25 protein-coding genes and 1 pseudogene are annotated in these 24,879 nt (G+C 71.4%); 13 read left to right on the top strand and 13 right to left on the bottom strand.

Features of this window, described 5'->3' with window-relative positions; genetic code table 11:
* Positions 1-54 precede the first annotated feature (54 nt).
* Positions 55-1,068, top strand: coding sequence for a LacI family DNA-binding transcriptional regulator (locus ID574_RS14880; RefSeq protein ID WP_188189370.1), 1,014 nt, complete (start codon positions 55-57; stop codon positions 1,066-1,068).
* Between the two features lie 106 nt (positions 1,069-1,174).
* Positions 1,175-2,170 carry a pectate lyase family protein gene (locus tag ID574_RS14875; RefSeq protein WP_188189369.1) on the top strand — a complete coding sequence of 332 codons (996 nt, stop codon included), beginning with the start codon at positions 1,175-1,177 and terminating at the stop codon, positions 2,168-2,170.
* Between the two features lie 24 nt (positions 2,171-2,194).
* Here ID574_RS14875 and ID574_RS14870 read toward each other — a convergent pair whose 3' ends face one another.
* A complete protein-coding gene (locus ID574_RS14870; protein ID WP_188189368.1) occupies positions 2,195-2,773 on the bottom strand; it encodes a TetR/AcrR family transcriptional regulator in 579 nt (192 codons plus the stop codon).
* A gap of 67 nt (positions 2,774-2,840) precedes the next feature.
* Between ID574_RS14870 and ID574_RS14865 the strand changes: the two genes are divergently transcribed.
* The 3 genes from ID574_RS14865 (at position 2,841) to ID574_RS14855 (ending at position 6,044) form a co-directional block, all read left to right on the top strand.
* Entirely contained in the window at positions 2,841-3,767 is a 927-nt protein-coding gene (locus ID574_RS14865) for an ABC transporter ATP-binding protein (protein ID WP_188189367.1), read from the top strand.
* On the top strand, positions 3,764-5,404 hold the full coding sequence (locus tag ID574_RS14860) for an ABC transporter permease (protein ID WP_188189366.1): 1,641 nt from the start codon (positions 3,764-3,766) through the stop codon (positions 5,402-5,404). The genes ID574_RS14865 and ID574_RS14860 overlap by 4 nt, the downstream gene beginning before the upstream one ends.
* Before the next feature lie 142 nt (positions 5,405-5,546).
* Positions 5,547-6,044 (top strand): hypothetical protein, encoded by a 498-nt coding sequence (locus tag ID574_RS14855; RefSeq protein WP_188189365.1) that lies wholly within the window; start codon positions 5,547-5,549, stop codon positions 6,042-6,044.
* Between the two features lie 93 nt (positions 6,045-6,137).
* Here ID574_RS14855 and ID574_RS14850 read toward each other — a convergent pair whose 3' ends face one another.
* Positions 6,138-6,917, bottom strand: a complete 780-nt coding sequence (locus ID574_RS14850) for an SAM-dependent methyltransferase (protein WP_223166681.1) — start codon at positions 6,915-6,917, stop codon at positions 6,138-6,140.
* A 166-nt stretch (positions 6,918-7,083) separates the two neighbouring features.
* On the opposite strand from ID574_RS14850, the gene ID574_RS14845 reads away from it, so the two are divergent.
* The 3 genes from ID574_RS14845 to ID574_RS14835 are packed head-to-tail and all read left to right on the top strand — an operon-like array spanning position 7,084 to position 9,482.
* A complete protein-coding gene (locus ID574_RS14845) occupies positions 7,084-7,650 on the top strand; it encodes an NADPH-dependent FMN reductase (RefSeq protein WP_188189363.1) in 567 nt (188 codons plus the stop codon).
* Between the two features lie 27 nt (positions 7,651-7,677).
* Positions 7,678-8,643, top strand: a complete 966-nt coding sequence (locus ID574_RS14840) for an ATP-binding cassette domain-containing protein (RefSeq protein WP_188189362.1) — start codon at positions 7,678-7,680, stop codon at positions 8,641-8,643.
* The gene (locus ID574_RS14835) at positions 8,640-9,482 is read left to right on the top strand and encodes an ABC transporter permease (protein ID WP_188189361.1); all 843 of its coding nucleotides are present in this window, start codon (positions 8,640-8,642) and stop codon (positions 9,480-9,482) included. Before ID574_RS14840 ends, ID574_RS14835 begins: the two co-directional genes overlap by 4 nt.
* Positions 9,483-9,640: 158 nt before the next feature.
* Here ID574_RS14835 and ID574_RS14830 read toward each other — a convergent pair.
* Positions 9,641-10,312, bottom strand: a pseudogene (locus ID574_RS14830) (TetR/AcrR family transcriptional regulator); the annotation flags it as partial.
* A 96-nt stretch (positions 10,313-10,408) separates the two neighbouring features.
* Between ID574_RS14830 and ID574_RS14825 the strand changes: the two are divergent.
* Positions 10,409-11,158: an SDR family NAD(P)-dependent oxidoreductase gene (locus ID574_RS14825; RefSeq protein WP_188189360.1), complete on the top strand. Its 750-nt coding sequence runs from the start codon at positions 10,409-10,411 to the stop codon at positions 11,156-11,158.
* A gap of 14 nt (positions 11,159-11,172) precedes the next feature.
* On the opposite strand, the gene ID574_RS14820 is transcribed toward ID574_RS14825, so the two are convergent.
* The 8 genes from ID574_RS14820 to ID574_RS14785 all read right to left on the bottom strand — a co-directional run bounded on the left by ID574_RS14820 (position 11,173) and on the right by ID574_RS14785 (position 19,770).
* Positions 11,173-11,448, bottom strand: a complete 276-nt coding sequence (locus ID574_RS14820) for a hypothetical protein (RefSeq protein ID WP_188189359.1) — start codon at positions 11,446-11,448, stop codon at positions 11,173-11,175.
* A gap of 217 nt (positions 11,449-11,665) precedes the next feature.
* Complete coding sequence (locus ID574_RS14815) at positions 11,666-14,935, bottom strand: ATP-binding protein (protein WP_188189358.1); 3,270 nt, start codon at positions 14,933-14,935, stop codon at positions 11,666-11,668.
* Positions 14,936-14,973: 38 nt separating this feature from the next.
* Positions 14,974-16,170, bottom strand: a complete 1,197-nt coding sequence (locus ID574_RS14810) for a cytochrome P450 (protein WP_188189357.1) — start codon at positions 16,168-16,170, stop codon at positions 14,974-14,976.
* 95 nt (positions 16,171-16,265) lie between these two features.
* On the bottom strand, positions 16,266-17,057 hold the full coding sequence (locus ID574_RS14805) for an aminoglycoside phosphotransferase family protein (protein WP_223166680.1): 792 nt from the start codon (positions 17,055-17,057) through the stop codon (positions 16,266-16,268).
* A gap of 40 nt (positions 17,058-17,097) precedes the next feature.
* Entirely contained in the window at positions 17,098-17,781 is a 684-nt protein-coding gene (locus ID574_RS14800) for a hypothetical protein (protein WP_188189356.1), read from the bottom strand.
* Complete coding sequence (locus ID574_RS14795) at positions 17,768-18,298, bottom strand: hypothetical protein (RefSeq protein ID WP_188189355.1); 531 nt, start codon at positions 18,296-18,298, stop codon at positions 17,768-17,770. Before ID574_RS14795 ends, ID574_RS14800 begins: the two co-directional genes overlap by 14 nt.
* Positions 18,299-18,598 carry a sigma factor gene (locus tag ID574_RS14790; protein ID WP_223166679.1) on the bottom strand — a complete coding sequence of 100 codons (300 nt, stop codon included), beginning with the start codon at positions 18,596-18,598 and terminating at the stop codon, positions 18,299-18,301. It lies immediately after the preceding gene.
* A gap of 254 nt (positions 18,599-18,852) precedes the next feature.
* Positions 18,853-19,770: an AEC family transporter gene (locus tag ID574_RS14785; protein ID WP_188189354.1), complete on the bottom strand. Its 918-nt coding sequence runs from the start codon at positions 19,768-19,770 to the stop codon at positions 18,853-18,855.
* Positions 19,771-19,842: 72 nt separating this feature from the next.
* Here ID574_RS14785 and ID574_RS14780 point away from each other — a divergent pair, with 72 nt between their 5' ends.
* From ID574_RS14780 to ID574_RS14770, 3 genes are all read left to right on the top strand, one after another.
* Entirely contained in the window at positions 19,843-20,796 is a 954-nt protein-coding gene (locus ID574_RS14780; protein ID WP_188189353.1) for an NAD-dependent epimerase/dehydratase family protein, read from the top strand.
* 47 nt (positions 20,797-20,843) lie between these two features.
* On the top strand, positions 20,844-22,058 hold the full coding sequence (locus ID574_RS14775) for an MFS transporter (protein ID WP_188189352.1): 1,215 nt from the start codon (positions 20,844-20,846) through the stop codon (positions 22,056-22,058).
* Positions 22,059-22,258: 200 nt separating this feature from the next.
* Entirely contained in the window at positions 22,259-23,008 is a 750-nt protein-coding gene (locus ID574_RS14770; protein ID WP_188189351.1) for a sulfite exporter TauE/SafE family protein, read from the top strand.
* A gap of 2 nt (positions 23,009-23,010) precedes the next feature.
* Here the strand turns inward: ID574_RS14770 and ID574_RS14765 are convergent, their stop codons facing one another.
* Positions 23,011-23,595, bottom strand: coding sequence for a TetR/AcrR family transcriptional regulator (locus ID574_RS14765; protein WP_223166678.1), 585 nt, complete (start codon positions 23,593-23,595; stop codon positions 23,011-23,013).
* 86 nt (positions 23,596-23,681) lie between these two features.
* Between ID574_RS14765 and ID574_RS14760 the strand changes: the two genes are divergently transcribed.
* Positions 23,682-24,098, top strand: coding sequence for an organic hydroperoxide resistance protein (locus ID574_RS14760; RefSeq protein WP_188189350.1), 417 nt, complete (start codon positions 23,682-23,684; stop codon positions 24,096-24,098).
* 5 nt (positions 24,099-24,103) lie between these two features.
* On the opposite strand, the gene ID574_RS14755 is transcribed toward ID574_RS14760, so the two are convergent.
* Positions 24,104-24,805 (bottom strand): hypothetical protein, encoded by a 702-nt coding sequence (locus ID574_RS14755; protein ID WP_188189349.1) that lies wholly within the window; start codon positions 24,803-24,805, stop codon positions 24,104-24,106.
* Between the last annotated feature and the right edge of the window lie 74 nt (positions 24,806-24,879).

Genomic DNA, 24,879 nt, shown 5'->3' with positions numbered 1-24,879 from the left:
TTTTCGTAGCCGATGGCCTGGCCTTTCTCCGGTCGACCGGAGGAAAGTGGGGGCATGACGGCCGATGACCAGCCCCAGCCGCTGCCCAAGCTGTCGGTGATCGCCCGCGAGGCCGGCGTGTCCGTCGCAACCGTTTCCAAAGCGCTCAACGGCAGATCCGACGTCTCCGCGCACACCCGCCGCCTGGTGGCCGAGGTGCTGGAGCGGCGCGGCTATCCCCGGCAGCGGGTCAAGCCGGCGCGCGGCAGCCTGGTCGACGTCATGCTGCAGGGCCTGGACTCGGTGTACGCGCTGGCGATCCTCGGCGGGGTGGAGGACGCCGCCTGGCGGCTGGGCGTGGACCTGGTGGTCTCGGCCGTGGTCGACCGGACCAAGAACGGCCAGCCGCCGTCCGCCTGGCTGGACCGGATCGGCGCCAGGGACAGCGCGGGCGTCCTGCTGGTGCGCACGTCGCCGACCGCCACGCAGCGCGCGTGGCTGGCCGACCACGGCATCCCGGCCGTGATCGTGGACCCCCGGCGCAAGCCGCCGCGCGAGGTGCCGGTCGTCGTCTCGGCCAACCGGGCCGGCGCCAGGGCCGCCACCGAACACCTCATCGGACTCGGGCACGAGCGCATCGCCATCGTCACCGGACGGCCCGGCGTGCCGTGCGCGGCCGAGCGGCTGGCCGGCTACCGCGAGGCGATGGCCGCGGCCGGGCTGCCGGTGGACCCGCGCTGGGAGGCGTGCGGCTACTTCCAGACCGAGGGCGCCATGCGGGCCACGCGGGAGCTGCTGGCCGCGCTCCCCGAGCCGCCGACCGCGGTCTTCGCCTGCTCGGACTCGATGGCCGTCGGGGTCTACCAGGCGCTCGGCGAGCGCGGGCACAGGGTGCCCGGCGACGTGAGCGTGGTCGGCTACGACGACTCGTGGGCCGCCGAGCACGTCACGCCGGCGTTGACGACCGTCCGCCAACCCTGGCCCGAGCTGGGCTCCGCCGCCCTCACCGCGCTGCTCACCGGCGCGCCCGCGACGCGCATCGAGCTGCCCACGACACTGGTGACGCGGTCGAGCACCGCGCCGGCGTGAAACTTTCAGAGGCAACCTGCGGTTTTCCGACTTCCTTTTGTTTGTTTTCTTGACATACATAGTGCGCGTGGCGCTTCCTCGGGGGCCGAGAGGAAGGAGAGCGCAGATGTCCATGCGCACAGCAGCGGGCGCCGCGGCGCTCGCGATCGCCGCAGTGGCGGCCACGGCCCCGCCGGCGCAGAGCTCGGCCCTGCGGACCTGGCCCAACGTGGCCGACGGGTTCGCGGGGGTGAACGCCAACGGCGTCAACGGCACCACCGGAGGCGCGGCCGGGCCGACCGTGACCGTCACGAACCAGGCCGACCTGGTCCGCTACGCGACGGCGAGCACCCCGTACGTGATCAAGGTAAGCCGGGCGATCCCGATCACCCCGTACGGCACCGAGATCCGCGTCCAGTCCAACAAGACCATCGTCGGCGTGGGCACCGCGGGCCAGATCGTCAACGGCGGCTTCTTCGTCGGCGCGGGGGTGAAGAACGTGATCATCCGCAACCTCACGATCCGCGACACCCGCATGGCCGACGACGACCCCGGCGACGACGCCTACGACTACGACGGCATCCAGCTCGACACCGCCGATCATGTCTGGATCGACCACAACCACATCGCGCGCATGAACGACGGCCTGATCGACAGCCGCAAGGACACCACGCACCTGACCGTGTCATGGAACGTGCTCGCCGAGAACAACAAGTCCTTCGGCATCGGCTGGACCGACAACGTCACCTCGCGCATGACCATCCACCACAACTGGATCCGCAACACGAACTCGCGCAACCCCAGCACGGACAACGTCGCCTACGCGCACCTGTACAACAACTACCTGCAGAACGTCAGCGGCTACGGCAACTACTCGCGCGGCGCGACGCGCATGGTGATCGAGAATTCCTCTTACGACAACGTGAAGGACCCCTACTACCACGACCCCGCCGCCCAGCTTCGCCAGACCGGCAGCATCCTGGTCAACTGCAGGGGCAAGCAGACGACCAACGGCTCGGCGTTCAACCCGTCGTCGTTCTACTCGTACGCGCTCGACCCGGCCGCCGACGTCCCGTCCCTGCTCAGGACGTACGCGGGGCCGCAGGCCAACATCGGCCTCTAGCCGGCGCCGGCTCCCGGGCCGTCTCTAGGAGTCGAAGCCCGCCAGCGCCCGCCTGCAGGCGCGGGCGGTCTCGGCCAGCACCTCCTCATCGGTCCGGCCCTCCCCCATCGCGACCGCGGCGGCGCCGCTGACCGCGCCGATCGCCGCCGCGACCATCGAATAGGCGGTCAACCTGTCGATGTCGCACGCGCTGACGAGCGCGGCGGCCAGTCGCTCCAGGCGGGTGTCGGAGCGGTCGACGGACGCCCTGTGCGAATGGATCGGCAGCTTGAACGCCTCACCCACCAGCCCGGCGGTGAGCCCCATCTCCCAGCTCTCCGCGAGCATCTCGTCGAAGGCGCGGGCCAGGAGCTGGACCGGCCGCTCGCCGGGCTGCCGTGAGCCGATCACCCGCACGCCCACGTCGATGCGCTCGAAGCTGTTGGCGTAGAGGACGTCCGCCTTGTGGCGGAAGTAGGTGAAGAACGTGCGCGTCGACACGTCCGCCGCCGCGGCGATCTGCTCCACGGTCGTGGCCTCGTATCCCTGCTCGTCGAACAGCCGGCCGGCGGCGTCGATGAGTGCCTGCCTGGTCCGCTGTTTCTTCCGCTCGCGCAACGACATGTTCATAGACTTTAGTTGCACTCGATGCATATTTACAGGACTGCAAGTTCGTCGTAGCGTCCGGGTCATGGAATCTGTGATCTCGGCGACCGGCCTGGTCAAGACGTTCGGCCGGACGCGTGCGCTGGACGGGCTCGACCTGCGGGTGGCCGCCGGGGAGATTCACGGCTACCTCGGTCCCAACGGCGCGGGGAAGACCACGACCCTGCGTGTCCTGCTCGGGCTGCTCCGGGCCGACGCCGGAGAGGCGCGGCTGCTGGACGGCGACCCGTGGCGCGACGCCGTGCGCCTGCACCGGCGGCTGGCATACGTGCCCGGCGACGTCACCTTGTGGGACGACCTGACCGGCGGCGAGACCATCGACCTGCTCGGGCGGCTGCACGGGGCGTTCGACACCCGCCGCCGCGACGAGCTGATCGACAGGTTCCAGCTGGACCCTGGCAAAAAGGCCCGCGTCTACTCCAAGGGCAACAGGCAGAAGGTCGTACTGATCGCCGCGCTCGCCTCGGAGGCCGAGCTGCTCCTGCTGGACGAGCCGTCCTCGGGGCTCGATCCGCTCATGGAGGCGGAGTTCCGCGACTGCCTGGCCGAACGCCGCGCCCAGGGCACGACGATCCTGCTGTCCAGCCACATCCTGGCCGAGGTCGAGGCCCTCTGCGACCGGGTGAGCATCGTCCGGGCGGGGCGCGTCGTCGAGACGGGCACCCTGGCCGAGCTGCGTCACCTCACCTGGACGTCGATCACCGCCCGTCTGGAGCGCCCGCCGGAGGGGCTCGCGGCCGTCGCCGGCCTGCACGACCTGGAGGTCCGCGGCACCAGCGTGAGCTGCCGGGCCGAGACCGGGCACGTCGGGGAGGTGCTCCACCGGCTCGGCGCGTACGGGCTGCAGGACCTCACGGCCCAGCCGGCCACGCTGGAGGAGCTGTTCCTGCGGCACTACCGGCAGCCCGGGAACGACGCCCCGGTGTCGTCCGGCACTGCGGGCACGCCATGAGCGGCCGCCCGACGCCCCGGCCTGCGGCCGCGTCCGGCATCCGCGCCGTGAATCCGGACGCGCTGGCCGGGACGGGCACGCTTGTCCGGTTCATCGTGCGGCGCGACCGGCTGCTGATCGCCGCCTGGACCGCCGTCGCCGTCGCGTTGCCGCTGTTCAACGCCTACTCTCTGACCGCACTGCTCCCCACCCATGACACCCGCGCGCTGTTCGCCGAGGCGACCGCCGCCAACCCCCTCACCGCCGCCCTGCTCGGCCCCCTTCCCGACACCTCCATCGAAGGGATCGTCGTCTGGCGGTCGGGGGTGCAGAGCCTGATCGTCGTGGGCCTGGCCGCCCTGCTGTTCGCGATCAGGCACACGCGGGCCGACGAGGACGCCGGCCGCCGCGAGCTCATGGCCGGCGGCGCGGTCGGCAGACACACCCTCGTCACCGCGGTCGTGATCGTGGCCGCCGCCGTCAACCTGGCCGTCGCCGTCCTGGTGGCCGCCGCTCTGGCCCTCGGCGCAGGTTACGCCTTGGGCGGATCCCTGCTGTTCGGGCTGACGGTGGCGGCGTGCGGGACGATGTTCGCCGCCGGCGGCCTGGTGGCGGCGCAGCTCGCCCAGAGCGCCGCGCTCGCCCGCAGCGGCGCCGTGGCGCTCCTGGTCGCCGGGGTCCTCCCGGGCATCGCCGTGCCGGACGACAAGATGTGGATCTTCCCGGCCGGCTGGCTGCGGGTCCTGCGCCCGTACGCGGGCGCGCAATGGTGGCTGCCGCTCGTCCCGCTGGCGGTGACGGCCGCCCTCGTCCTCGCCGCGTACGCCGTCTCGGCCCGGCGCGACCTCGGGGCGGGCCTGCTGCCCGACCGCGGCGGGAGCACCGGGCCCGTACGGGCGGGGCGGCGGCTCGGCAGCGTGGGCGGGCTGGCCTGGCGGCTCCACGGCGGCCAGGTGGTGACCTGGGCCCTCACCTTGACGACGATGTCGGTCGCGGTCGGCTGGGTGTCCGCCTCCTTCGACGCCCGGTTCGGGAGCCTCGACGCGGCCAGAGAGCTGCTCGGCAGGCTCGGCCACGAGACCATGGGCGACGCCCTGCTGACGATCTTCACGTACGTCTTCTGCCTGGTCGTGGCATGCCCGACCGTGATGAGCGCGCTGCGGCCGTACGCGGAGGAGAGCCGCGGCCGCGCCGCGCCGCTGCTGGCCTCGCCCACCGGCCGGATCCGCTGGCTGTCCGGCCACGTGGCGTTCGGCCTGGCCGCGCCGGCCGTCCTGCTGCCGGCGATCGGCCTGGGCACGGGGCTGGGCTACGGGCTCGCGACCGGCCGCGCGGAGGCGATCCTCGCACAGACCGGCACGGCTCTGCTCTTCGCGCCCGCCACCTGGACGTTCGCGGGTGTCGCCATCGCCGTGTACGGTCTGCGCCCGCGCCTCGCCGTCCCGGCCGCCTGGGCTTCAGTCCTGATCTCCGCCGGGTGCGTGGCGTTGTGGGAGGCACGCACGATCGGCAGGACGGCGTTCCTGCTCACGCCCTTCGGCTACGGCCACCCGGAGGTCTCGCCCGAGGTCGCGGCGCCGGTCGCGTACGCGTTGCTCGCCGCCCTGCTCCTGGCCGTCGGCGGAGCGGCGTTCGCGCGCCGGGACCTCCTCACATGAATCCAAGGCTGTGCTCATGGAATACCAATGATCGCGAGAGGCTGCTCTCAGATTCGATCAGCAGAGTGTCCTGCGTGGGACGGCCTTCGGGGGTTGAACTCAAGAGGTTCGGCCAGGTCGGTCCCGGATCGGATGTTGACCAATGCGCTTCTCCAAGCCCCTCGTCGTGGCCCTCACCAGCGCGGCCATGCTCGCCCTGCCCCTTTCCGGCGCGGCACTCGCCGATGTCCGCAAGCCGCAGCCCACGACCGCGATCGAGACTCCGAAGGCGACGCCGACGTACGACGCCTCGACGCTCGCGATAGCCCAGGAGCTCCGTGACAGCCACAGCAGTAAGGCCGGGCTCAAGGTCTCGGTCGAGCCGAGCCGCGTGCGGGCCGGCGCCTCGTACGAGGTGACGATCAACGCCAAGGGTGTCTCCTCACGTACGGCCACGGTGATCAGCCCCGAGGGCAAGACCTACCGCGTCGCCCTGTCCGGCGGGAGCGCCACCAAGACCCTGACCGTGCCCGCCAACGCCAAGCCCGGCGCCAAGACCGTGACCGTCAAGGTCGGCAACAAGGTCGCCACCGCCTCCTTCACCGTGGTCGGCGGCAAGAAGCAGGACGAGCGCGACGACCACGGCCACGACGGCCACTAGAGATCAACCCCGGCCCACCACGGACCCGGCCCGCCGAGACCCCGCCCCCATGGCGCTCCCTTGAGTGGTCTCGGCGGGCCGCTTCACGTTTCGCTACTTTCGGCCGACGCCCGCGTAGTAGACGGCCTCGCGGTCGGCGTGCAGCGTCTCGGGCGTCGGGCGCCAGCGCGGCAGCGGCACCACGCCCGGCTCCAGCAGCTCCAGGCCGTCGAAGAAACCGGCGATCTCCTCGAGCGTGCGCAGCGTCATGGGCGCGCCGCCGCTCTCGTTCCAGTGGCGGACGCCCTCTTCGAGCTGCTTGCCGACGATGCCGTGCGAGATCGCCAGGTGGCTGCCCGGCGCCAGGGCGTCCATCAGCCGCCGGATGATCGCCTTGGCCTCGCCCGTGTCGGGCAGGAAGTCCACGACGCCGAGGAGCGTCAGGCCGACCGGGCTGTCGAAGTCCAGCATCTCGCCGGCCGCGGCCAGGATCTTGGCCGGCTCCCGCAGGTCGGCGTCGATGAACGCGGTCGTGCCCTCCGGCGAGCTGCGCAGCAACGCCCGTGCATGCGCCAGGACCATGGGGTCGTTGTCGACGTAGACGACACGGCTGTCGGGCGCCACCGACTGGGCGACCTGGTGAGTGTTGTTCGCCGTCGGGATGCCGGTGCCGATGTCCAAGAACTGCCTGATGCCCGCCTCCGCGACCATGTAGCGCACGGCGCGGCCGAGGAACTCCCTGTTGGTACGCGCCAGGATGGGCAGGTCCGGCAGGGCCTGGAGGATCTGCTCGCTCACGATGCGGTCGATCTCGTAGTTGTCCTTGCCGCCCAGCCAGTAGTCGTAGATGCGGGCGGGGCTCGGGACGTCGGTATTGAGCGGCCGTTCTGTCAACGCGGCGCCTTTCCGGACAAATCTGGTCGAATTATGAAGTTCCGGGGAGAGCGTACTGCCCCAAGATCGTCCAGAAGGGGAAAACCGAAGCACGCGCATGCGCTAGATCCGATCTAGCGACCCTTCTAGCGCCTACCGGGTGACGGCGCGGAAGGGAGGACGGATCATGAGCCCGTTGCGGGTGGCGGTGATCATCGGCAGCACCCGGGTCGGCCGCGCCGGCGACGCGGTCGGCCAGTGGTTCGCCGAGCGGGCCCGCCGCCGTGAGGACCTCGAGGTCGAGGTGCTCGACCTGGCCGGCTACGCCTTCCCCGGCTGTTACCCGCAGGAGGCGACCCCCGCCATGAGGGGCTTCGCCGCCGCGGTGGGCGACGCGGAGGCGTTCGTCGTGGTCACCCCCGAGTACAACCGCAGCTTCCCCGCCTCGCTCAAGCAGGCGATCGACTTCGCCTATGACGAGTGGCAGGCCAAGCCGGTCGGGTTCGTGTCCTACGGGTCCGGCTCCTCCGGCATGTACGCGGTCGAGCAGCTCCGCACCGTCTTCTGCGCCCTGCACGCCGTGACCGTGCGCGACTGGGTGGGGCTCGACCTGCTCGGCGAGGGCTTCGAAGGGGCCGGATGGCCCTGTGACACCGACGACCGCCTGTGTGCGATCGCGGCCATGCTCGACCAGCTCACGTGGTGGGGCCGGGCGCTGCGCGACGCCCGCCGCGCCCAGCCGTACGTCGCGTGATTTGTCGTGATTGCGGAAAGGGAGATCATGCCAGAACTGGCGATAGAGACATCAGGACTCGTCAAGACATTCGGCGACACCCGCGCCGTCGACGGCCTCGACCTCAAGGTGCCCGCCGGCGCCGTGTACGGCGTGCTCGGCCCCAACGGGGCAGGCAAGACCACCGCGGTCCGGATGATGGCCACGTTGCTGCGGCCGGACGGCGGCCAGGCGAGCGTGTTCGGGCACGACGTGGTGCGCGAGGCGGACGCCGTACGCCGCCGGGTGAGCCTGACCGGCCAGTACGCCTCCGTGGACGAGGACCTGACGGGCGCGGAGAACCTCATCCTGCTCGCCCGCCTGCTCGGCCACCGCAAGCCGGCCGCCAGGGCGCGGGCGGCGGAGCTGCTGGAGGCGTTCGGGCTGACAGAGGCCGCGGGACGGCAGGTCAAGACGTACTCGGGCGGCATGCGGCGGCGCATCGACATCGCCGCGAGCATCCTCAACACGCCCGACCTGCTCTTCCTCGACGAGCCGACCACCGGTCTCGACCCGCGCAGCCGCAACAACGTCTGGGACATCATCCGCATCGTCGTGGCCCACGGCACGACCGTGCTGCTCACCACTCAATATCTGGAGGAGGCCGACCGGCTCGCGAGCCGCATCGCGGTCATCGACCACGGCAAGGTCATCGCCGAGGGCACGCCCGGCGAGCTGAAGTCGTCCGTCGGCTCGGGCTCGATCCACGTACGGCTGCGCGACCCGGCCACCCGCCAGGCCGCCGAGCGCGTGCTCGCCGAGACGCTGGACACCGCCGTCTACCTGGAGTCCGACGCCGTCGCGCTCACCGCGCGCATCACCGGCGGCAACGAGGCCGAGCAAGCCTCCCGTGCCCTCCACCGGCTGGCCGAGGCCGGCATCGTCGTCGACGACTTCTCCCTCGGCCAGCCCAGCCTGGACGAGGTCTTCCTGGCCCTCACCGACCACCGCGCCACCGAGGAGGCGGCAGCATGAGCACCACCACCGAGAGCGGCACCACGTACGCACCCGCGGCCGACGTCCTGGGCACGGTCCTGACGCCCGGGGCGAAACCGGCGCGGCCGAGCGCCTGGTCGGCGTCGGTCACGTTCGGCTGGCGGGCGATGTTGAAGATCAAGCACGTGCCCGAGCAGCTCTTCGACGTGACCGCGTTCCCGCTGATGATGACGCTGATGTTCACGTACCTCTTCGGCGGCGCGCTGGGCGGCTCGCCGACCAAATACCTGCAGTTCCTGCTGCCGGGCATCATGGTGACGAGCGTCGTGATGATCACCATGTACACCGGCATCGAGGTTAACAAGGACATCGAGAAGGGCGTCTTCGACCGTTTCCGCACGCTGTCCATCTGGCGGCCATCGACCCTGGTCGGCTACCTGCTGGGCGACCTGCTGCGCTACACCATCGCCTCGATCGTGATCCTGGTGATCGGCCTGGTCCTGGGCTTCCGTCCGCAGGGCGGGATCACCGGGGTGGCGGGCGGGACCCTGCTGCTGCTCGGCTTCTCGTTCGCGTTCTCGTGGCTGTGGACCATGCTCGGGTTGCTGATGCGCAGCGAGAAGGCGCTGATGGGGGTCAGCATGCTGGTGATGATGCCGCTGACCTTCCTGAGCAACGTCTACGTGGACCCGTCCACCATGCCGGGATGGCTGCAGCCGTTCGTGAACGCGAGCCCGATCACCCATCTGGTGAGCGCCGTGCGGTCGCTGATGCGCGGCACGCCGGACGTCGGGGAGATCACGTGGGTGCTGGTGTCGGCAGGCGTGCTGATCGCGGTGTTCGGGACGCTGACGATGCGGCTGTACAACCGCAAGTGACCGACCATGCCTCGGCGCGCGGATCGCGTCAGCCCGCTCCGGCCGACGCGATCCGCGGGCCGCATCCCGCCAGCACACCAAGCGGCCCCCCCCCGCCCCGGGGCGGGGGCCGCGGACCCCCCCCCGCCCCCCCCCCCCCCCCCCGCGCCGATTCCGTCCAGCACACGATCGAGCCCGTACCTGAAGCGCTCCTCCGGCGTGAGATGCGCGATCCTGGACTCCAGGATGGACCGGTTGAACAGCGGGTAGGCGCCCGACTCGACCACCTGCCGCACGTACGGGCCGATGTAGTCGCGCTTCCATCGTTCCTGGTCGAGCCCGGTGCGGCGGGCGTGCTCCAGCCAGCCGATCTCGCGGCGGACCGCGCTGTGGACGTAGTCGTCGAGCATGCCGACGAAGCCGGCCATCGCGTCGATGTCGAGGCCGAGCCCGTCGAGCGCGCCGAGGGCGAACTCGCGCACGCGCAGGAGCTGCGGGCCGAGGGTGGGACGGCCGCCGAGCAGCCCGATCAGCCAGGGGTGGCGCAGGCCCGCGGCGCGCGTCCGCCCGGCGACGAGCGACAGATCGGCCCGCCAGTCGCCGGACGGCCTGCTGAGAAGCTCGACCTCGCCCATCACCATGTCGATCATGAGGTCGAACAGGTCGTCGCGCCTGGGCACGTAGCGGTAGAGCGACATGGCTCCGGTGCCGAGCTCGCCCGCGATCCGGCGCATGGTCGCGGCCTCGATCCCTTCGGAGTCGGCGATCCGGACGGCCGCACGGGTGACCTGCTCCCGGCTGTATCCGGGCCGCCGCCCGGGCCCGGAGCGCTCCAGCCGTTCCGGCCGCATCCAGATACTGATCAGTTCTTCGTCACTCATTTGCGTACATCGTACCTGAATGGTTAGAGTCTTATTTCAGGTACGGCGTACGCGAAATGGGGAAGCATGACGTCATTGATCGGCAAGACCGCACTCGTGACCGGCGCCAGCAGGGGGATCGGCCGAGCCGTCGCCGTCCGTCTCGCGCGGGAGGGCGCCCGGGTCGCCGTGCACTACGGCAGCAACGAGGCGGCGGCCAAGGAGACGGTCGCCGCCATCGAAGCGGCAGGCGGGGAGGCCTTCGCTCTCCGAGCCGAGCTGGGGGCGCAGGGAGACGCCGAGGCGTTGTGGGCCGCGTTCGACGCGCACGCCGACAGCCTGGACATCCTGGTCAACAACGCGGGCATCCTCGGAGACCAGAGCGAGACGGACATGGTGACCCGGGAGGGCTTCGAGCGCCTGTTCGCGGTCAACACCACGGCTCCGTTCTTCATCACGCAGCAGGCACTGCCGCGGCTCCGGGACGGCGGCCGGATCATCACCGTCGGGACGATGCTGACCCGGGGCATGACGATGCCCCGGGCGATCGGGTACGCCATGTCCAAGGCCGCGCTCGACGTGCTCACCTCGACGCTCGCCAAGCAGCTGGGGCCGCGCGGCATCACGGTCAACACCGTGGCGCCCGGGGTCATCGACACCGACATGCACCAGGGACGCCTGGTCGGCGAGGCCCTGACCTGGCTGTCGTCGCTGTCACCCCTGGGCCGGCTAGGGACGCCGGAGGACGTCGCCGACACGGTGGCCTTCCTGGCCTCGGACGACAGCCGCTACGTGACCGGCCACCATCTGGACGTCTCCGGCGGAACGCTCGCGTGACGCCTCACCGGCGATCAGGCTCGCCTCGACGAGGCGTGCCGGCTGTCGGACGCGCCGCGTACGAGGCCGTGTAAGTAGGTCGCGGCCTCGTCATGCGAACCGATCGGAAAGCGAGGAGTCTCGGCACGGCCCGTCGGCCGTACGAGGTATGCGCGGTTCTCCCCCTCGCCGACGATCTCCACCCGCCCGCGCAGTGTGCCGTCCCCGCCACGCACTTCCAGCACGGCGGGCTTGCGGTCGATGTAGCGAGGTGCCGCCGAGTTCATGTCGAGGTGGATCACGTCGATCACGACGGCGGAGACATTCAGGGACGTGAGCGCACGACGAAGTATGTCGAGAAGTGCTCCGGTTTGCTCAATTTGCCCCACTGATGCGGCGTTACTGATAGTTCCACCTCACATGTTCCTCATGGGTCCATTTGGAGGTACGAGGAAAAGGTGAGGGCAGTTCAGCTTCAAGTCCTGCCGAATCAGGCTGGTCGGCTTCGTGGTGACCGGTGCCAACCGTTCAGAGGCGCCAGGTGATGTCGTCCTCCGGCTGGTAGCGGCACGTGGAGCCGGTGGAGATCGATGCGCGCAGGTGGGCGGCCAGCTCGGGGTGGGTGTGGTCGAGTTTGCGGAGGACGTCGCGGATCCTGGCCGTGACCGTCTTGCGGGCCCGCTCGGCCTCATCCCCCAGGCGGCGGGTGCGGCCGCCGAGTCCGGACGCGGCCCGCAACTCCTCCAGCAGCGCCACCCGCTCCCGGTCGAACTCGGCCGCCCGCCGGTCGTCGCCGAGCTCCACGGCCCGGTCGATCTCCTCGTCCAGCCGGGTCAGGCGGCGCCGGTATTGCGTCTTGGCCTCCTCGTCGAGCACCTCGTCGCCGCCCATCCGGCGGGCCGCCACGACCACCTCGCCGCCTTCCGGGTCGAGCAGGCGTACGGCGGACACGTCTTCACCCGGGAGGCCCAGCAGGGTGTGAAGGTCGCGCAACCCCTTGGCGTCGGGCATGTGTGCGGAGCGGCCCGCGAACACCAGCGACCAGACCGCCCCGTCCCGCCGGAACTCACCAGAAGTCGTGACGTGCCGTCCGGCGTGGGGTCGCACGGCGCGGCCTCCGGCCGGCCAGGCATGGCCCAGCAGGGCCGGCGCATCGCCCTGCTCAGGGGGGATCGACCGTTGACGCGGCGCGGGGCGCGGCGGGCGCACGGACTCCAGCACCTGGCGCATGCCCAGCTCGGCCGCCTCCTGGCGGACGCCATCCGCCAGCTTCTCCGCCGCTTCCACGTCGCCGATCTCGTGCAGCGCGTCGGCCAGATGAGAACGGGCCAGCACGGACCACGGCCGGGCCTGCATGCGGTCGGCTGACCGGTAGGCGGCGGTGAAGCCCTCCACGGCCGCGTCCCAGCGGCCCTCGGCCGCGTCGACCAAAGCCAGCCACAGGTCGTAAGGGCCGCTGATGTCCCAGCCGAGCAGCGCCACCGCCCACTGCCCGCGATGCGGCGACAACGCAGCCCTAGCCGCGGCGCACAGCTCAGGGTCCTGAGTGGCCGCAGCCACCCCGGCCTGAAGGCGCAACCACAGCGGCTGGGACATGCGGTCACGCGGCTCCCCGTCGGCCAGGCGGCGCAGCGCGACGTCGAGGTCGTCGCCCTGGAGCGCGGTCAGCGCCTCCAGCAACCCGACGCAGGGATGGCCGCTGCCCCTGAGCTCGTCGAGCACCTCTTCCTGCTCCACCACCCTGCCCTGCAGCCACAGCAGCGCCCACCGGTGGTGTTTGAGCATGAAGGCGAAGTGATCGTGCCGGGCGTCCAGCCGGATGCCCGAGAGCAGCGACTCGGCCTCGGCGAAGCGCCCGGCCAGGGCCGCGAGGATGCTCGCGTCGATGGCCGTGGTCATGACGAAGTGCGGCTGCTCGCTGCGCCGGCCCTTGGCGGCGTAGTCGTGGAACTGGTCGAGATAGCGGGGGTCGCCCTGCTCGATCAGGGCCACCCAGCGCAGCGCCTGGGCGAAGTGTTCGAGCTCGGGGTCGGAGGTGCGCCGCGCCAGGCCGATCAGCTCGCCCGTCAGCGCCGCCCGCTCCCCGGCCGTGCCTGGCCCCCAGATGATGTCGTGATGCGCCCACAGGCTGAACGCCAGCGCGTCGTCGTCGCCGCCCTGCCTGGCCAGTTGCGCGAGGTGGACGACGAGGTCGAGCGCCAGCCGCTCGTCAGGCACCCGGCGGCCGACCAGCCTGGCGTGGGCCTCCCGCAGCAGGTCGAGCGCCTCGGCCTGGCCGAGGTGGGAGCAGTGGACCAGCGCGACGCGGGCGGGCAGCTCGGGATCGTCGAGATCGCGGGCGATGGCGGCGGCCTCATGGAACAACCGCTTCGCCTCGTCACGCTCGCCGCTGTGGTGCAGGTCTCTGCCCAGGTCGAGCGCGATCAGCGCGTGTGCGCGCGGGTCGGCGGCGCTCCGCTCGTACGCCCGGCGCAGGTGGACCAGCTGCTCCTCTCCCGCCAGCCGGCTGCGCGCGTCGCGGGCCGCGGCGAGCAGGAGCTCGGTCGCCCGGGCCGGTGTGACGCGGTCGCCCGCGAGGTAAGCGTGCCTGGCCAGGTCGCTCGGCAGCACCTTGCCGGCGAGGCCGGGCGCGCGTTCGAGGGCGGTGACGATCGCGGCGTGCAGGTCGCGCGGGTCGTCCAGGGAGTCGTAGAGGGTCTCGCGCACCAGGTCGTGGGCGAAGGCGAAGACGCCGCCGCCCTTGGACACCACCAGCTTGGCGACCACGGACAGCTCCAGCAGCCGGTCGACGTGTGCGACCGGGGCGGCGACGATGGCGGCCAGCACCTGCCGGTGGAACTCGCGCCCCAGCACCGCCGCGGCCGGCAGCAGCTCGGACACGGGCCGCGGCAGCAGCGACAGGCGGCGCAGCAGCGCGTCGCGGACGCCGGGCGCGATCGCGCTGGCCGAGCCGCCGCTGCGCCACAGCCTGGCGGTCTGCTCGACGAAGAACGGGTTGCCGCCCGTGCGGAGATGAACCTCGGCGACCAGGTCGGGCGGCGGCTCCTGACCGGCCGTGCGGGCCATGAGCGCCGCCACGCCCGCCGGGTCGAGACCGGTGAGCGTGATCGCGGTGGCCTTGGCGACGAGCGGCGACAGCAGGTCGCGCAGCGGGTGGTCGACCGGCTCGACCTCGGCGTCGCGGTAGGTGCCGATGAGCAGCAGCCGCTCGAACCAGGTTTGCTGGGCCGCGAACTCCAGCAGCCGCAGCGAGGCCGGGTCGGCCACGTGGAGGTCGTCGATGACGATCACCACGGGACGGCGCTGCGACAGCGCGACCAGGGCGGAGGTGACGGCGTCGTAGAGCCGGAAGGTGTCGAGGGCGGCCGGGCCGCCCTGCTCCTCACCCAGCGACGGCGGGCCGCCGCGCGTCTCACTCAGCGGCGAGCCGCCTCGTGCCTCCCCAAGGCCGCCGCGGGCCTCGCCGAGCAGGGCGGCCAGGCTGTCGCCCGCCGCCTCCTCGGCCACCGCCCACTCCTCGGGCTCGGCGCTGCGCCGCAGGGCGCGGAAGACCTGGGTCCACGGCCAGTAGCCGGGCGCGCTGCCGGACTCCCAGCACGCGCCGCCCACCACCAGCGCGCCCTGCCGTCTGGCCTCCCGGGCCGCGCTGGTGACCAGCGTGGTCTTGCCGATGCCCGCCTCGCCTGTGACCAGCACCAGGCCGCCGTGGCTGCCGATCACCCGCGCGATCTCGGCACGCAGCAAGGCGGCCGGGTGGTCCCTGCCGATGAGCTCGTGCGCCGCGACGTCGATAGGCATGACGCTTGCACGCTACCCGCCGGGACCGACAAAGTCCGCTACCAGGCCACCTCCAGCGAGGACATCCCGTACACGGCGTAGAACGAGCGGAACTGCGGCGCCGTGTCCGTCAGGCGCAGCCCGGGGAAGCGCTGGAACAGCGCGGGGAAGGCCGTCTTCAGCTCCATGCGGGCGAGCGGGGCGCCCAGGCAGTGGTGCACGCCGTGGCCGAACGCCACGTGGCCGGGCGCTCCACGCGACACGTCGAACTTGTCCGCGTCCGGGAGGAGCGCCGGGTCGCGGTTGGCCGCCGGGAGGGCGCAGATCACCAGGTCGCCGGGGGCGATCGTGCGGCCGCCGAGCTCCACCTCCGTCGTGGCGACCTTCGTGGTGCCGGAGTGCACGATGCTGAGCCAGCGCAGCAGCTCCTCCACCGCGCCGTCGATCCGCTCGGGGTCCTTCTTCATGATCTCGAGCTGCTCGGGGTGGCGCAGCAGCGCCAGCGTGCCCAGGGAGAGCATGTTGGAGGTGGTCTCGTGGCCCGCGAACAGCAGCAGGCTGCCGATGCCGATCAGCTCGTCGGTGGTGAGGTCGTCGCCGTGCTCGCGGACCAGCATGCCGAGCAGGTCCTCGCCGGGATCCGCCTGAATGCGGCGGACCAACTGCTCCATGTACATTCGCGCCTCGAACTGCAGGCCCACCCGCTCCTCGGCGGGCACCGACATGTCGAGCATCCGGCTGCTGCGGTGCTGGAAGCCCTCGCGGTCCTCGTACGGGACGCCCAGCAGCTCGCAGATCACCAGCGACGGGATCGGCAGCGCGAACGACGACACCAGGTCGGCCGGGGAGCCGGCGGCCTCCATGGCGTCGAGGTGGTCGTCGATGATGCGCTTGATCCGCGGCTCCAGCCGGCGCATCCGCCGGATCGTGAACTCGGGGGTGAGCATGCGCCGGAGCCGCGTGTGCTCGGGCGGGTCCACGCCCAGCAGGTTGCCCGCGTTGAGCTTGGCCAGCTGCTCCTCGGTCAGCTCGGGCGCTCCCGGCAGCCGGGCGAGGGTCTGCGGCGCGATCTTGAAGCGCTCGGCGTCGCCCAGCACCTCGCGGACGTCCGCGTACCGGGTCACGAGCCAGGCGTCCGCGCCGAACGCGGTCTTGACCTGTGTGACCCCCTCCTCGTCGCGTGCCGCCGCCAGCTCCGGAGCCGGATCGAACTCCACCCGCCGCATGTGCAGCGGCATCACCGAGGACTCGGTCATCGGAACCCCTAGAAGATCGTCGTTGGTGGCGTAAACGCTAACAATCGAGGAGGCTGTCGTGCGATCTTCAATGAGATCGGGATCATATCGATGGGTCAGCGCGGTCTGAGCCGGTCGGCGATGTCGAGCCAGTCGGTGACGTCGGACGCGGTGAAGTGGCGGATGGCCCAGTCGACCATGCGCAGGCTCATGTGCGCCCAGCAGACCTGGGCCACCGTGTCGGGGACCTCCACGCGCAGGCCCGGAGCGCGGTGGGCGAGGTCGAAGCGGAGCGTGAACAGGTCGAAGTCGGCGTCGCCGCGGGTCGCGCCGTCCCAGTCGATGACGCCTGTGACCCGCCCTGACGCGTCAACCAGCACGTTCTCCGGGTGGAAGTCGGTGTGGACCAGGTCGTCGCCCTCCAGCGTGTCAGGGAAGTGCCGCCCGACCTCCTCCACCTGGTCCAGCAGCCGCCGGGTCCGGCTGTCGTACGCGCGCAGCGAGCCGTGCAGGCAGAAGCCGGGCCCGTCCTCGCGCAGGTACAGGGGGAGCGCGGGCAGGTCGGAACGCCCCGCGAGCAGGCCGCGGCAGCGCCGGTTGATCTCGAGCATGGATTCCACGATCGCCGCCGTGGGCTCGCGCGCGACGCTCCCCGGGAGCAGCTCCTGGACCACGATCGGGGGATGCACCAGCTCGTACCGCGGTGCCGGGATCCCGGCCGCCCGCGCCGTCGCGAGCAGCCCGCTCACGTCAGGGCCGCGCGTGAGCACCGACCGGTGGCCGTCGGGCCAGCGTACGTACGCGGCGCCGACCTGGCCACCGGGGCAGGGGCCTTCGTAGGCGAGGGGGACGGGCAGGTCCGGCAGGTATTCGTGGACGTCGAGCCGGGGCACGGGAGGAAGCGTCACCCATGCGAGCCTAAAGCGGCTCTCCGTGCGGGCGGCGGTGTCATGGCACTGCCGCCAGGTTCAGGACCGCCAGTTCGGGCTCCTCACCCGAGCGGCACGGGATCGCGCCGGGCGCCCCGCACCGCGGCGCCTCCCAGCTGATCACCAGGCCGCCGAAATCTCTGAACCCGGTCGAGCCCTGCGGCGTCGTCCATCCGATCCCGGCCTTCTGCCCGGTGGCGAGGTCGTAAAGGGTCGTCGAGCCATCGGCGAACCGATCCGCCCGGATCCCCATGTGCGGAAAGAAAGAACCATCTACGGGCTGCGGTTCGCCACCGCCGCGACGCCACGTCACATAGCGACGGTCCACCCTCGCCACGCACCAGCTCGGGCTGCAGCGCATTTCCGTTGCCTCCGGGGGTGCTTGCAGGGATATCCGCTCCCCTGTCTCCAGGTTCATCAGCACGGTCTGGTTGACCTTGTCGTGGAAGCCGTGGTGCCCGATGTCGGACGCCCAGGGCCAGGACTGCAGGTGCAGCCCCTCGGTGCCGGGCAGGGCCCGCGGGGTGCCACCGGTGATCGGGATCGAGTGCAGCCCGCCGTTCCTCACCGGCCAGACGATGCGGTCCTGCAGGACGGCGATGCGTTCCATGAAGGCCGACTTCATCTTGAGGCGGGCCACCTGGGTCGCCGTACCGCCGGAGCGAGGCGTGCTCCACAGGTCGACGGACTCACGGCCGCTCACGACCCACCAGGCGATGTGCGCGGGTCCGGCCTCGACCTGCTGGACGGCTCCCCCCCGGCTCGGGCACCTCACCCAGAACCCTGGCCGTGCGCTGCACCGTGTCGTACACCTCCAACCTGACGAGCTTGTCGGTGGCGGGCTTGTGCACCCTCAGCAGCAGCTCGGCGGCGCTCAACGCGGTCACTGGCGCGTACGTGGATCCATCGGCCGACTTGGCCGGAATGGTGGTGACCGCGGCCGGCCAGACCTCGGCGGAGGGACGGGGCTTGGAAGGAGAAGCGGAAGGTACGGGTGAAGGAGTGACGGTGGCGGCCGGATCGCGGCGTCCCGGGCCCGCCAGCGTTCCGGAGGCCAGCACCAAGGCGGTGACGGCCGCGGCGGCCACCGGCGTGAGGATCGCCAGCGCCCGGCGCCGACGGCGCTGGCCGCGTCCCGCCCGCATGGCCGCCCCCATGTCGACCTCCGACGGTGGCTGCTCCTCAGGCACCAGGTCGTCGAACAGAGACTTGAGGTCCATTCAGCGTTCCTCCTTCGCCGACGTCGCGTCCGGCGGGGCCGCGCTCAGCCTGGTACGCGAGAACCAGCCGCCCCGCTGCTCCTTCAGGAACACCCGGATCAGGATCACCCGCATGTACGCGTCCAGGTCGGCGGCCTCGCGAGCGTGGCGCCATTTGACGTACAACCGCGTGATCGCCGTCTGCACCAGGTCGTCGGCGCGGTGCCAGTCCTGGCACAGCGCGTAGGCGATCCGGCGTAACCAGAGCAGGCGACCGCTGACGTACGCGGTGTACTCCTCGTCGGAAGTCAGCACTGTCACACCCGGGGGATGCCTTCCACGGCCCGTCAGGTTGGCCGGTTTCGCGAGAATTCACGAAAAGGGCCCGATCCGGATGGACCGGATCCCCCGTCGTCCCTCACTTGCGGTTGTACAACGACGTCCGGCGTGCCGCCCATCAGCGACCGCACGGCGCGCGCACCCGAGGGCGGCTCCAGAGGTGTCCGCACCCGCGGTGGGGTTGACCGGAGCGACGGCGCGCAGGCGGGCGTAGTCGGCGGCGAGACACTTCACGGTCAGCCGAGGAGCGCGCCGATCGTCGTCATGATGGGGATGGACAGGACGGTGGTGATCAGGACGGCGCTGCGGGCCAGGCGTCTGCCCGTGTCGTAGTTCACCGCGTACACGTAGATGTTCTGCGCCGTCGGCAGGGCGGCGAACAGGGTGGCGGCCAGCAGTGCGGCGCCGTCCAGGCCCAGGGCGAAGCGGGCGACCAGGTACGCGATCGCGGGCTGGGCGAAGGACTTGAGCACGACCACCAGGGTGACTTCCCAGGCGACGCTGTCCCCCTCCAAAGGCGTGCGCTGGGAGCCGTACAGGCTGAGGCCGTACGCGAGCAACGCCACCGGGACGGCCGCGCCGCCGAGCAGCTCGATCGGGCGCATGATCGTGACGGGGAGGGAGAAGCCGGTCAGGGCGCAGGCCAGGCCCAGGAGCGAGGCCACGGTGAGGGGGTTGCGGAAGGGCAGCGACAACGCCGAGCGGATCGACCTCGCGCCCTTGTCGAGGATCAGGAAGGAGACGGGCGTGAGCACGATCAGCTGGAAGAGGAGGATCGGGGCGACCAGGGCGCCGTCGCCGAGGACGTAGATGGAGATGGGCACGCCGAGGTTGCCGGCGTTGACGTACGACGAGGCCAGTGCGCCGATCGTGGCCGCACGGCGGTCGCGGCGCCAGAGCAGCTTCGCCACCAGGACGTACGCCAGCTGCACGCACACCACCGCCACCACCTCGGTCAGCAGCACCGGTGAGAGGAGCGTGTGCAGGTCGGCGCGGGAGACGGTGGCGAACATCAACGCCGGTGTCGCGACGAAGAACGCCAGCCGCGACAGGACCAGCTCGTCACTCGCCCGCAGTAAACCGCCGACGCCGACGACGTAGCCGAGCACGGCAACGGACACCAGTGCGACGAACGCCGCGACAACCCCCGACACGCAGAACCGACCTCCGGAAATCGGACGTTAAGGAGCGTATCGGTTGGCCCAGGAGCGGTTTACGCTGCATCCATGCGCGTAGTGGTGATCGGGGCCAGCGGTCATATCGGTACTTATCTCGTCCCTCGGCTCGTCGACGCAGGTCATGACGTGGTCGCGGTGAGCAGGGGCAAACGGGAGCCCTACAGCCCGCACGGGGCGTGGCAGCGGGTCACCACCGTCGCTGCGGACCGGGAGGCGGAGGACGCCGACGGGACGTTCGGGCGGCGGATCGTGGAGCTGGAGGGCGACGTCGTCATCGACCTCATCTGCTTCCAGGAGGACAGCGCGCGGCACATCGCCGAGGCGCTCCACGGCCGGGTCCGGCACTTCCTGCACTGCGGGACGATCTGGACGCACGGGCCGAGCGCGCGGGTGCCCACGACCGAGGACCGGCGGAAGCAGCCGATCAACGAGTACGGGCGGCAGAAGGCCGCCATCGAGTCCTACCTGCTGGAGCGGGCGCATCGGGACGGGTTCCCGGCGACGATCATCCATCCCGGCCACATCGTCGGCCCCGGATGGGTGCCGGTCAATCCGGCCGGCAACGTCAATCCGGCCGTCTTCCAGACGCTGGCCGACGGCGAAGAGCTCGCGCTGCCGAACTTCGGCCTGGAGACCCTGCAGCACGTGCACGCCGACGACGTGGCGCGGCTGTTCATGGACGCGATCGCCGCCCCGTCGGCGTCCGTGGGCGAGAGCTTCCACTCGGTGGCCACGGGCGCGCTGACGCTGCGCGGGTACGCCGACGCGGTGGCGGGCTGGTTCGGGCGGGAGGCCCGGCTGACGTATCTGCCGTGGGAGCGGTGGCGGGCCACGGTGTCCGAGGAGGACGCGCGGATCACGTACGACCACATCCTGTACAGCCCGCACTGCAGCATGGAGAAGGCGGAGCGGCTGCTCGGCCACCGGCCGCGGTACACCGCGCTGGAGGCCGTCGCGGAGGCCGTCGACTGGCTGGTGAAGGCCGGGACCATCGCCACCTGAGCATTTGAGCGGACGGCGCAGGAGCGGACGACGGAGGGATCGCGATCGTGCGGAAGGCCATGGCTCCCCTGCTCGTCACGATCCTCGCCGTCTTCTCCGCCCAGCAGCTCCTGACGCCGGTCCTGGCGCCGCTCGCCCGTGAGCTGACGCTGACGGAGACGCAGCTCGGCCTGGTCATCACCGTCGCCGCGACCTCGCTGACCGTGGCCAGCCCGCTCTGGGGACACGTCATGCGGCGGCTCCGGCTGCGGACGGTCCTGGCGCTGGGGCTGGGGCTCACGGCCGTCGGGCTGGCGGGGTTCGCCGCCGCCGTCACCCTCGGGGTCGACGGGGTGTTGTCCCCGCCGGCCACGCTCGTGTTGATGCTGCTCACCCGGAGCGTGTTGTTCGGGGTCGGGCTGGCCGCGCTGCCGGTCGCGGCGCTCACCGTGGCGGGCCTCGTCACGACCGGGGAGGCCGACCGCACCAGGGCCACCGGGCTGGTCGGCGCGGCGCAGGGGCTCTCACTGGTGGTCGGGCCGGTCGGAGGCGGCGCGCTGGCCGCGGCGTCGCTGCTGCTCCCGCTCTACGTGTCCCCGGCGATCTGCGCGGTGCTGACGATCTGGGTGCTGGTGGCCTTGCGGCGCGAGCCGGCGAAGGCGGCGCCCGTCAGACCCCAGGGCCCCCGGCTGCGCCCGTGGGACGCGCGGTTGTGGCCGCTGTTCGCGATCGGTTTCTGCGTCTTCCTGTCGCTCGGGCTGGTGCAGGTGATCCTGGGCTTCCTGATCGCCGACCGGCTGCACGTGGATCCGCACGCCACCGCGGGCGGCGTGGGCCTCGCCCTCGGCGTCACGGGACTGGTGATCGTCGGTGTGCAGGGCGCACTCGTGCCGGCGCTCGGGTGGCGGGCGCTCCGGCTCATCCGCGTCGGCACGCCGCTCGCCGTGGCCGCGTACGGGCTGCTCGCCGTCGCCCACGACCTGTGGCTGATCACCGCGGCGTTCGGGCTGCTCGGGGTGGGGCTCGGGCTCGCCATGCCGGGGTTCGCCGCGGCGCCCGGCCTGCTCGTCGGGCGCGAGGAGCAGAGCTCGGTCTCCGGGCTGGTCAATGCCGTGATCGGGTCGACGTTCGTCGCGGGGCCGCTGTTGTCCACGGTCCTGTACGAGATCGCGCCGGTCGTCCCCGTCCTCGCCGCGTTCACGGCCGCGGCGACGGCCCTGGCGCTGGCGTGGTTGTCACCCGCCGCCAGGCGCGCCAGGGCCGAGGCCGTCGCCGCTCCTTAGCCGGTCGGCGGCCGAACACCCTGCGAGTGCCGATCAACGGTGGCCGCCTGCAAGGATCCCCGGCACATTTCGTTCATGGACGAACCGCCCGTGAGCCACACTGGGGAGATCCTCAAACGCGCGCCCGCCCGATCCGTCCGGATCTCATATTCCGAGAGGGATCGTCTTATTAGATAAGACATCCTCTAGAGTCTCCCGGCATGACACCTTGGGAGATGGCCGCGGTGCTGGCGGCCGGCGTGGCGGGCGGGGCCATCAACACCGTCGTGGGGTCGGGATCGCTGATCACCTTCCCCACGCTCCTGGCCGTCGGCCTGCCGCCGATCACGGCCAACGTCTCCAACAACATCGGCCTCGTCCCCGGCGGCTTCACCGGCGTCATGGGCTACCGGCCGGAGCTGAAGGGCCAGCGCGAGCGCCTTCTCACGCTGGCCCCCGCCTCCGTCGTCGGCTCGCTGATCGGCGGGTTCCTGCTGCTCAACCTGCCGGAGAGCAGCTTCAACGTGATCGTGAGCGTGCTGATCGCGGTGTCCTGCGCCCTGGTGATGATCCAGCCCAGGCTCAGCCGCCTGCTCACGGCGCACCCGGCGCGTGAGCACGGCGGGCCGTGGCTGTGGCTGGGCACGCTGGCCGCCGGCACTTACGGCGGCTATTTCGGCGCCGGGCAGGGCATCATGCTCCTCGGCCTGATGGGCATCCTCCTCGCCGACGACCTGCAGCGGCTCAACGCGGCGAAGAACGTGCTGGCGCTGCTGGTGAACTCGGTGGCCGCGGTGCTGTACGCGCTGGTGGCCGACGTGGACTGGCTCGCGGTGCTGCTGGTGGCGCTGGGCTCCATGGCGGGCGGCTTCCTCGGGGCCAAGGTCGGGCGCAGGCTCCCGGCTCCTGCCCTGCGTGCCGTGATCGTCTGCATCGGCGCCCTGGCGATCGTGAAGCTGCTCACCGACTAGGGCTACCTCGACGCCGCACCCACCGGGCCCAGGACCCTGGCCAGCGCTTCCCGGACGGCGGGGCGGACCGCGGCGGGATCGTCGAGGTCGAAGCCGACCGAGAGTCCGTCCCTGAGGAGGAGCAGGATGTCGGCGGTCCGCTCCGCGTCCGGATGCCCGTCGGCGGCCAGCAGGTCTCGATACAGATCGCGGAGCCAGCGCCGTTGCGCGTCGATGGCCTGCCGCACGGGGTGGGCGGGGTCGGGATATTCCACCGCGGCGTTGATGTACGGACAGCCGCGATAGCCGGGTCCGGCTCCGAAGTCGCACATGGCGGCGAAGACGGCCTCGAGCGTCTCCCGTGGCGAGGCGGCCGGCAACGCGGCGACCGCGGCCCGCTGCCGCGAGGTCTGCTCGGTCACATAAGCCCGGACGAGATCGTCCTTGCTCGGGAAGTGGTGATAGAAGGTCGCCTTGGCGACCTCCGCCTCCGCGATGATCCGGTCGATCCCCACCGCGTGCACACCCTCCGCGTAGAACAGGCGGCCGGCGGCCTCCAGGACGCGCGCGCGGGCCGGGCGACGGGTTTGCGGCATCTCTTCGGTCACCCCTTGACGCTACCAGACAGACCGGTCTACCTTGAGAGTCCCGATAGACAGACAGGTCTGTATAGTTCAGATGGAAGGGGAGAGCCATGAGCACAAGGATTTACACCGCCGTCGCCACTTCCTCCGGGCGGGACTCCCGCGCGGTCTCCTCGGACGGGAAGCTGGACCTCACGCTGGGCCTGCAGAAGGAGCTGGGCGGCGACGGCGAGGGCACCAACCCCGAGCAGCTGTTCGCCGCCGGCTACGCCGCCTGCTTCGCCTCGTCCATGCAGATGGTGGCCCGCCGCCTGAAACTCGACGTCGCCGACGCCGCGGTCACGGCCGAGGTCGGCCTGTCACCCAACGGCCAGGGCGGCTTCCAACTCGACGCCACGCTCCGGGTCGAGCTGCCCGACACCATCGCGCCGGAGGCGGCGCACGCGCTCGTCGAGGCCACCCACCAGGTGTGCCCGTACTCCAACGCCACCCGCGGCACCATGCCGGTCGAGCTGGTCATCGAGTAGGTGCGTCAGCCGGTCATCCCGAGGACGAAGGCGGCCGGGACCGACCCGACGACCAGGGCCACGACCCACCAGCGCGGGGCCGGGCCGTCCCTGAGCACCTTGACGCCGAGCGGCACCAGGGCGACGGCGAGGCCGGCGAGCGCGACCAGCGAGATCGGGTCGCTGCTGCCTTTCAGCACCCCGAGCGGCAGCCCCGCCGCCAGCCCCAGGGCGACGCATCGCACCACGCCGAGGGCCCGCGTCCGGTAGGCGCCGATCGCGAGCACGATCCAGCCGGCCATGATGCAGATGTTGACCGCCTTGAACACGTGGAAGGCCCCGTAAGTCCGGGAAACGGCCTCCTGCGCAGCGGTCAACCCGAGGGCGTCCACCAGGTGGAAGGCCAGATGGCTCACTCCGGCGTGGAAGACCCGCCCGAACAGGCCGAGGATCACCAGCGTCGCTCCCCAGCGCGCCCAGCCGGGATGCGACCTCTCGATCAGACGGGCCAGCGAGGTCGCCGCCGGCCACAAGAGCACGACCCCGGCCGCGTAGAGGCTGTAGGAGAGGATCATCTTGTCCGGTGCGGCGGCGTACGCGGCCAGCTGGCCCGGGAAGAAGTCGTCCTCGCCGGCCCGGACCAGCACCCCGGCGAGCAGCAGGAGCGGGCCGAGCACGAGCCCGGCGCCCTCGACCCAGCGGCCGGGAAGCGTGTGTGTGATCGTCATGCCCTCGATTGAAGCGGCGGCCGCGCGGGAGCACACGGGTGCTGTCGCGAAAGCCGTACCTATAGTCGGCGCTA

Source organism: Nonomuraea sp. SYSU D8015, from assembly GCF_008065375.1.
GTDB lineage: Bacteria > Actinomycetota > Actinomycetes > Streptosporangiales > Streptosporangiaceae > Nonomuraea.
This window is presented reverse-complemented; position numbering and strand designations above follow the sequence as displayed.

What these genes read in the sequence shown, in the direction of transcription:
- ID574_RS14810 (WP_188189357.1), bottom strand. Translation starts at nt 16,170, where the DNA reads ATGACCGAGTCCTCGGTGATGCCGCTGCACATGCGGCGGGTGGAGTTC.
- ID574_RS14835 (WP_188189361.1), top strand. Translation starts at nt 8,640, where the DNA reads ATGAGCACCACCACCGAGAGCGGCACCACGTACGCACCCGCGGCCGAC.
- ID574_RS14840 (WP_188189362.1), top strand. Translation starts at nt 7,678, where the DNA reads ATGCCAGAACTGGCGATAGAGACATCAGGACTCGTCAAGACATTCGGC.
- ID574_RS14760 (WP_188189350.1), top strand. Translation starts at nt 23,682, where the DNA reads ATGAGCACAAGGATTTACACCGCCGTCGCCACTTCCTCCGGGCGGGAC.
- ID574_RS14860 (WP_188189366.1), top strand. Translation starts at nt 3,764, where the DNA reads ATGAGCGGCCGCCCGACGCCCCGGCCTGCGGCCGCGTCCGGCATCCGC.
- ID574_RS14795 (WP_188189355.1), bottom strand. Translation starts at nt 18,298, where the DNA reads ATGGACCTCAAGTCTCTGTTCGACGACCTGGTGCCTGAGGAGCAGCCA.
- ID574_RS14870 (WP_188189368.1), bottom strand. Translation starts at nt 2,773, where the DNA reads ATGTCGTTGCGCGAGCGGAAGAAACAGCGGACCAGGCAGGCACTCATC.
- ID574_RS14770 (WP_188189351.1), top strand. Translation starts at nt 22,259, where the DNA reads ATGACACCTTGGGAGATGGCCGCGGTGCTGGCGGCCGGCGTGGCGGGC.
- ID574_RS14780 (WP_188189353.1), top strand. Translation starts at nt 19,843, where the DNA reads ATGCGCGTAGTGGTGATCGGGGCCAGCGGTCATATCGGTACTTATCTC.
- ID574_RS14875 (WP_188189369.1), top strand. Translation starts at nt 1,175, where the DNA reads ATGTCCATGCGCACAGCAGCGGGCGCCGCGGCGCTCGCGATCGCCGCA.
- ID574_RS14855 (WP_188189365.1), top strand. Translation starts at nt 5,547, where the DNA reads ATGCGCTTCTCCAAGCCCCTCGTCGTGGCCCTCACCAGCGCGGCCATG.
- ID574_RS14815 (WP_188189358.1), bottom strand. Translation starts at nt 14,935, where the DNA reads ATGCCTATCGACGTCGCGGCGCACGAGCTCATCGGCAGGGACCACCCG.
- ID574_RS14755 (WP_188189349.1), bottom strand. Translation starts at nt 24,805, where the DNA reads ATGACGATCACACACACGCTTCCCGGCCGCTGGGTCGAGGGCGCCGGG.
- ID574_RS14845 (WP_188189363.1), top strand. Translation starts at nt 7,084, where the DNA reads ATGAGCCCGTTGCGGGTGGCGGTGATCATCGGCAGCACCCGGGTCGGC.
- ID574_RS14880 (WP_188189370.1), top strand. Translation starts at nt 55, where the DNA reads ATGACGGCCGATGACCAGCCCCAGCCGCTGCCCAAGCTGTCGGTGATC.
- ID574_RS14825 (WP_188189360.1), top strand. Translation starts at nt 10,409, where the DNA reads ATGACGTCATTGATCGGCAAGACCGCACTCGTGACCGGCGCCAGCAGG.
- ID574_RS14865 (WP_188189367.1), top strand. Translation starts at nt 2,841, where the DNA reads ATGGAATCTGTGATCTCGGCGACCGGCCTGGTCAAGACGTTCGGCCGG.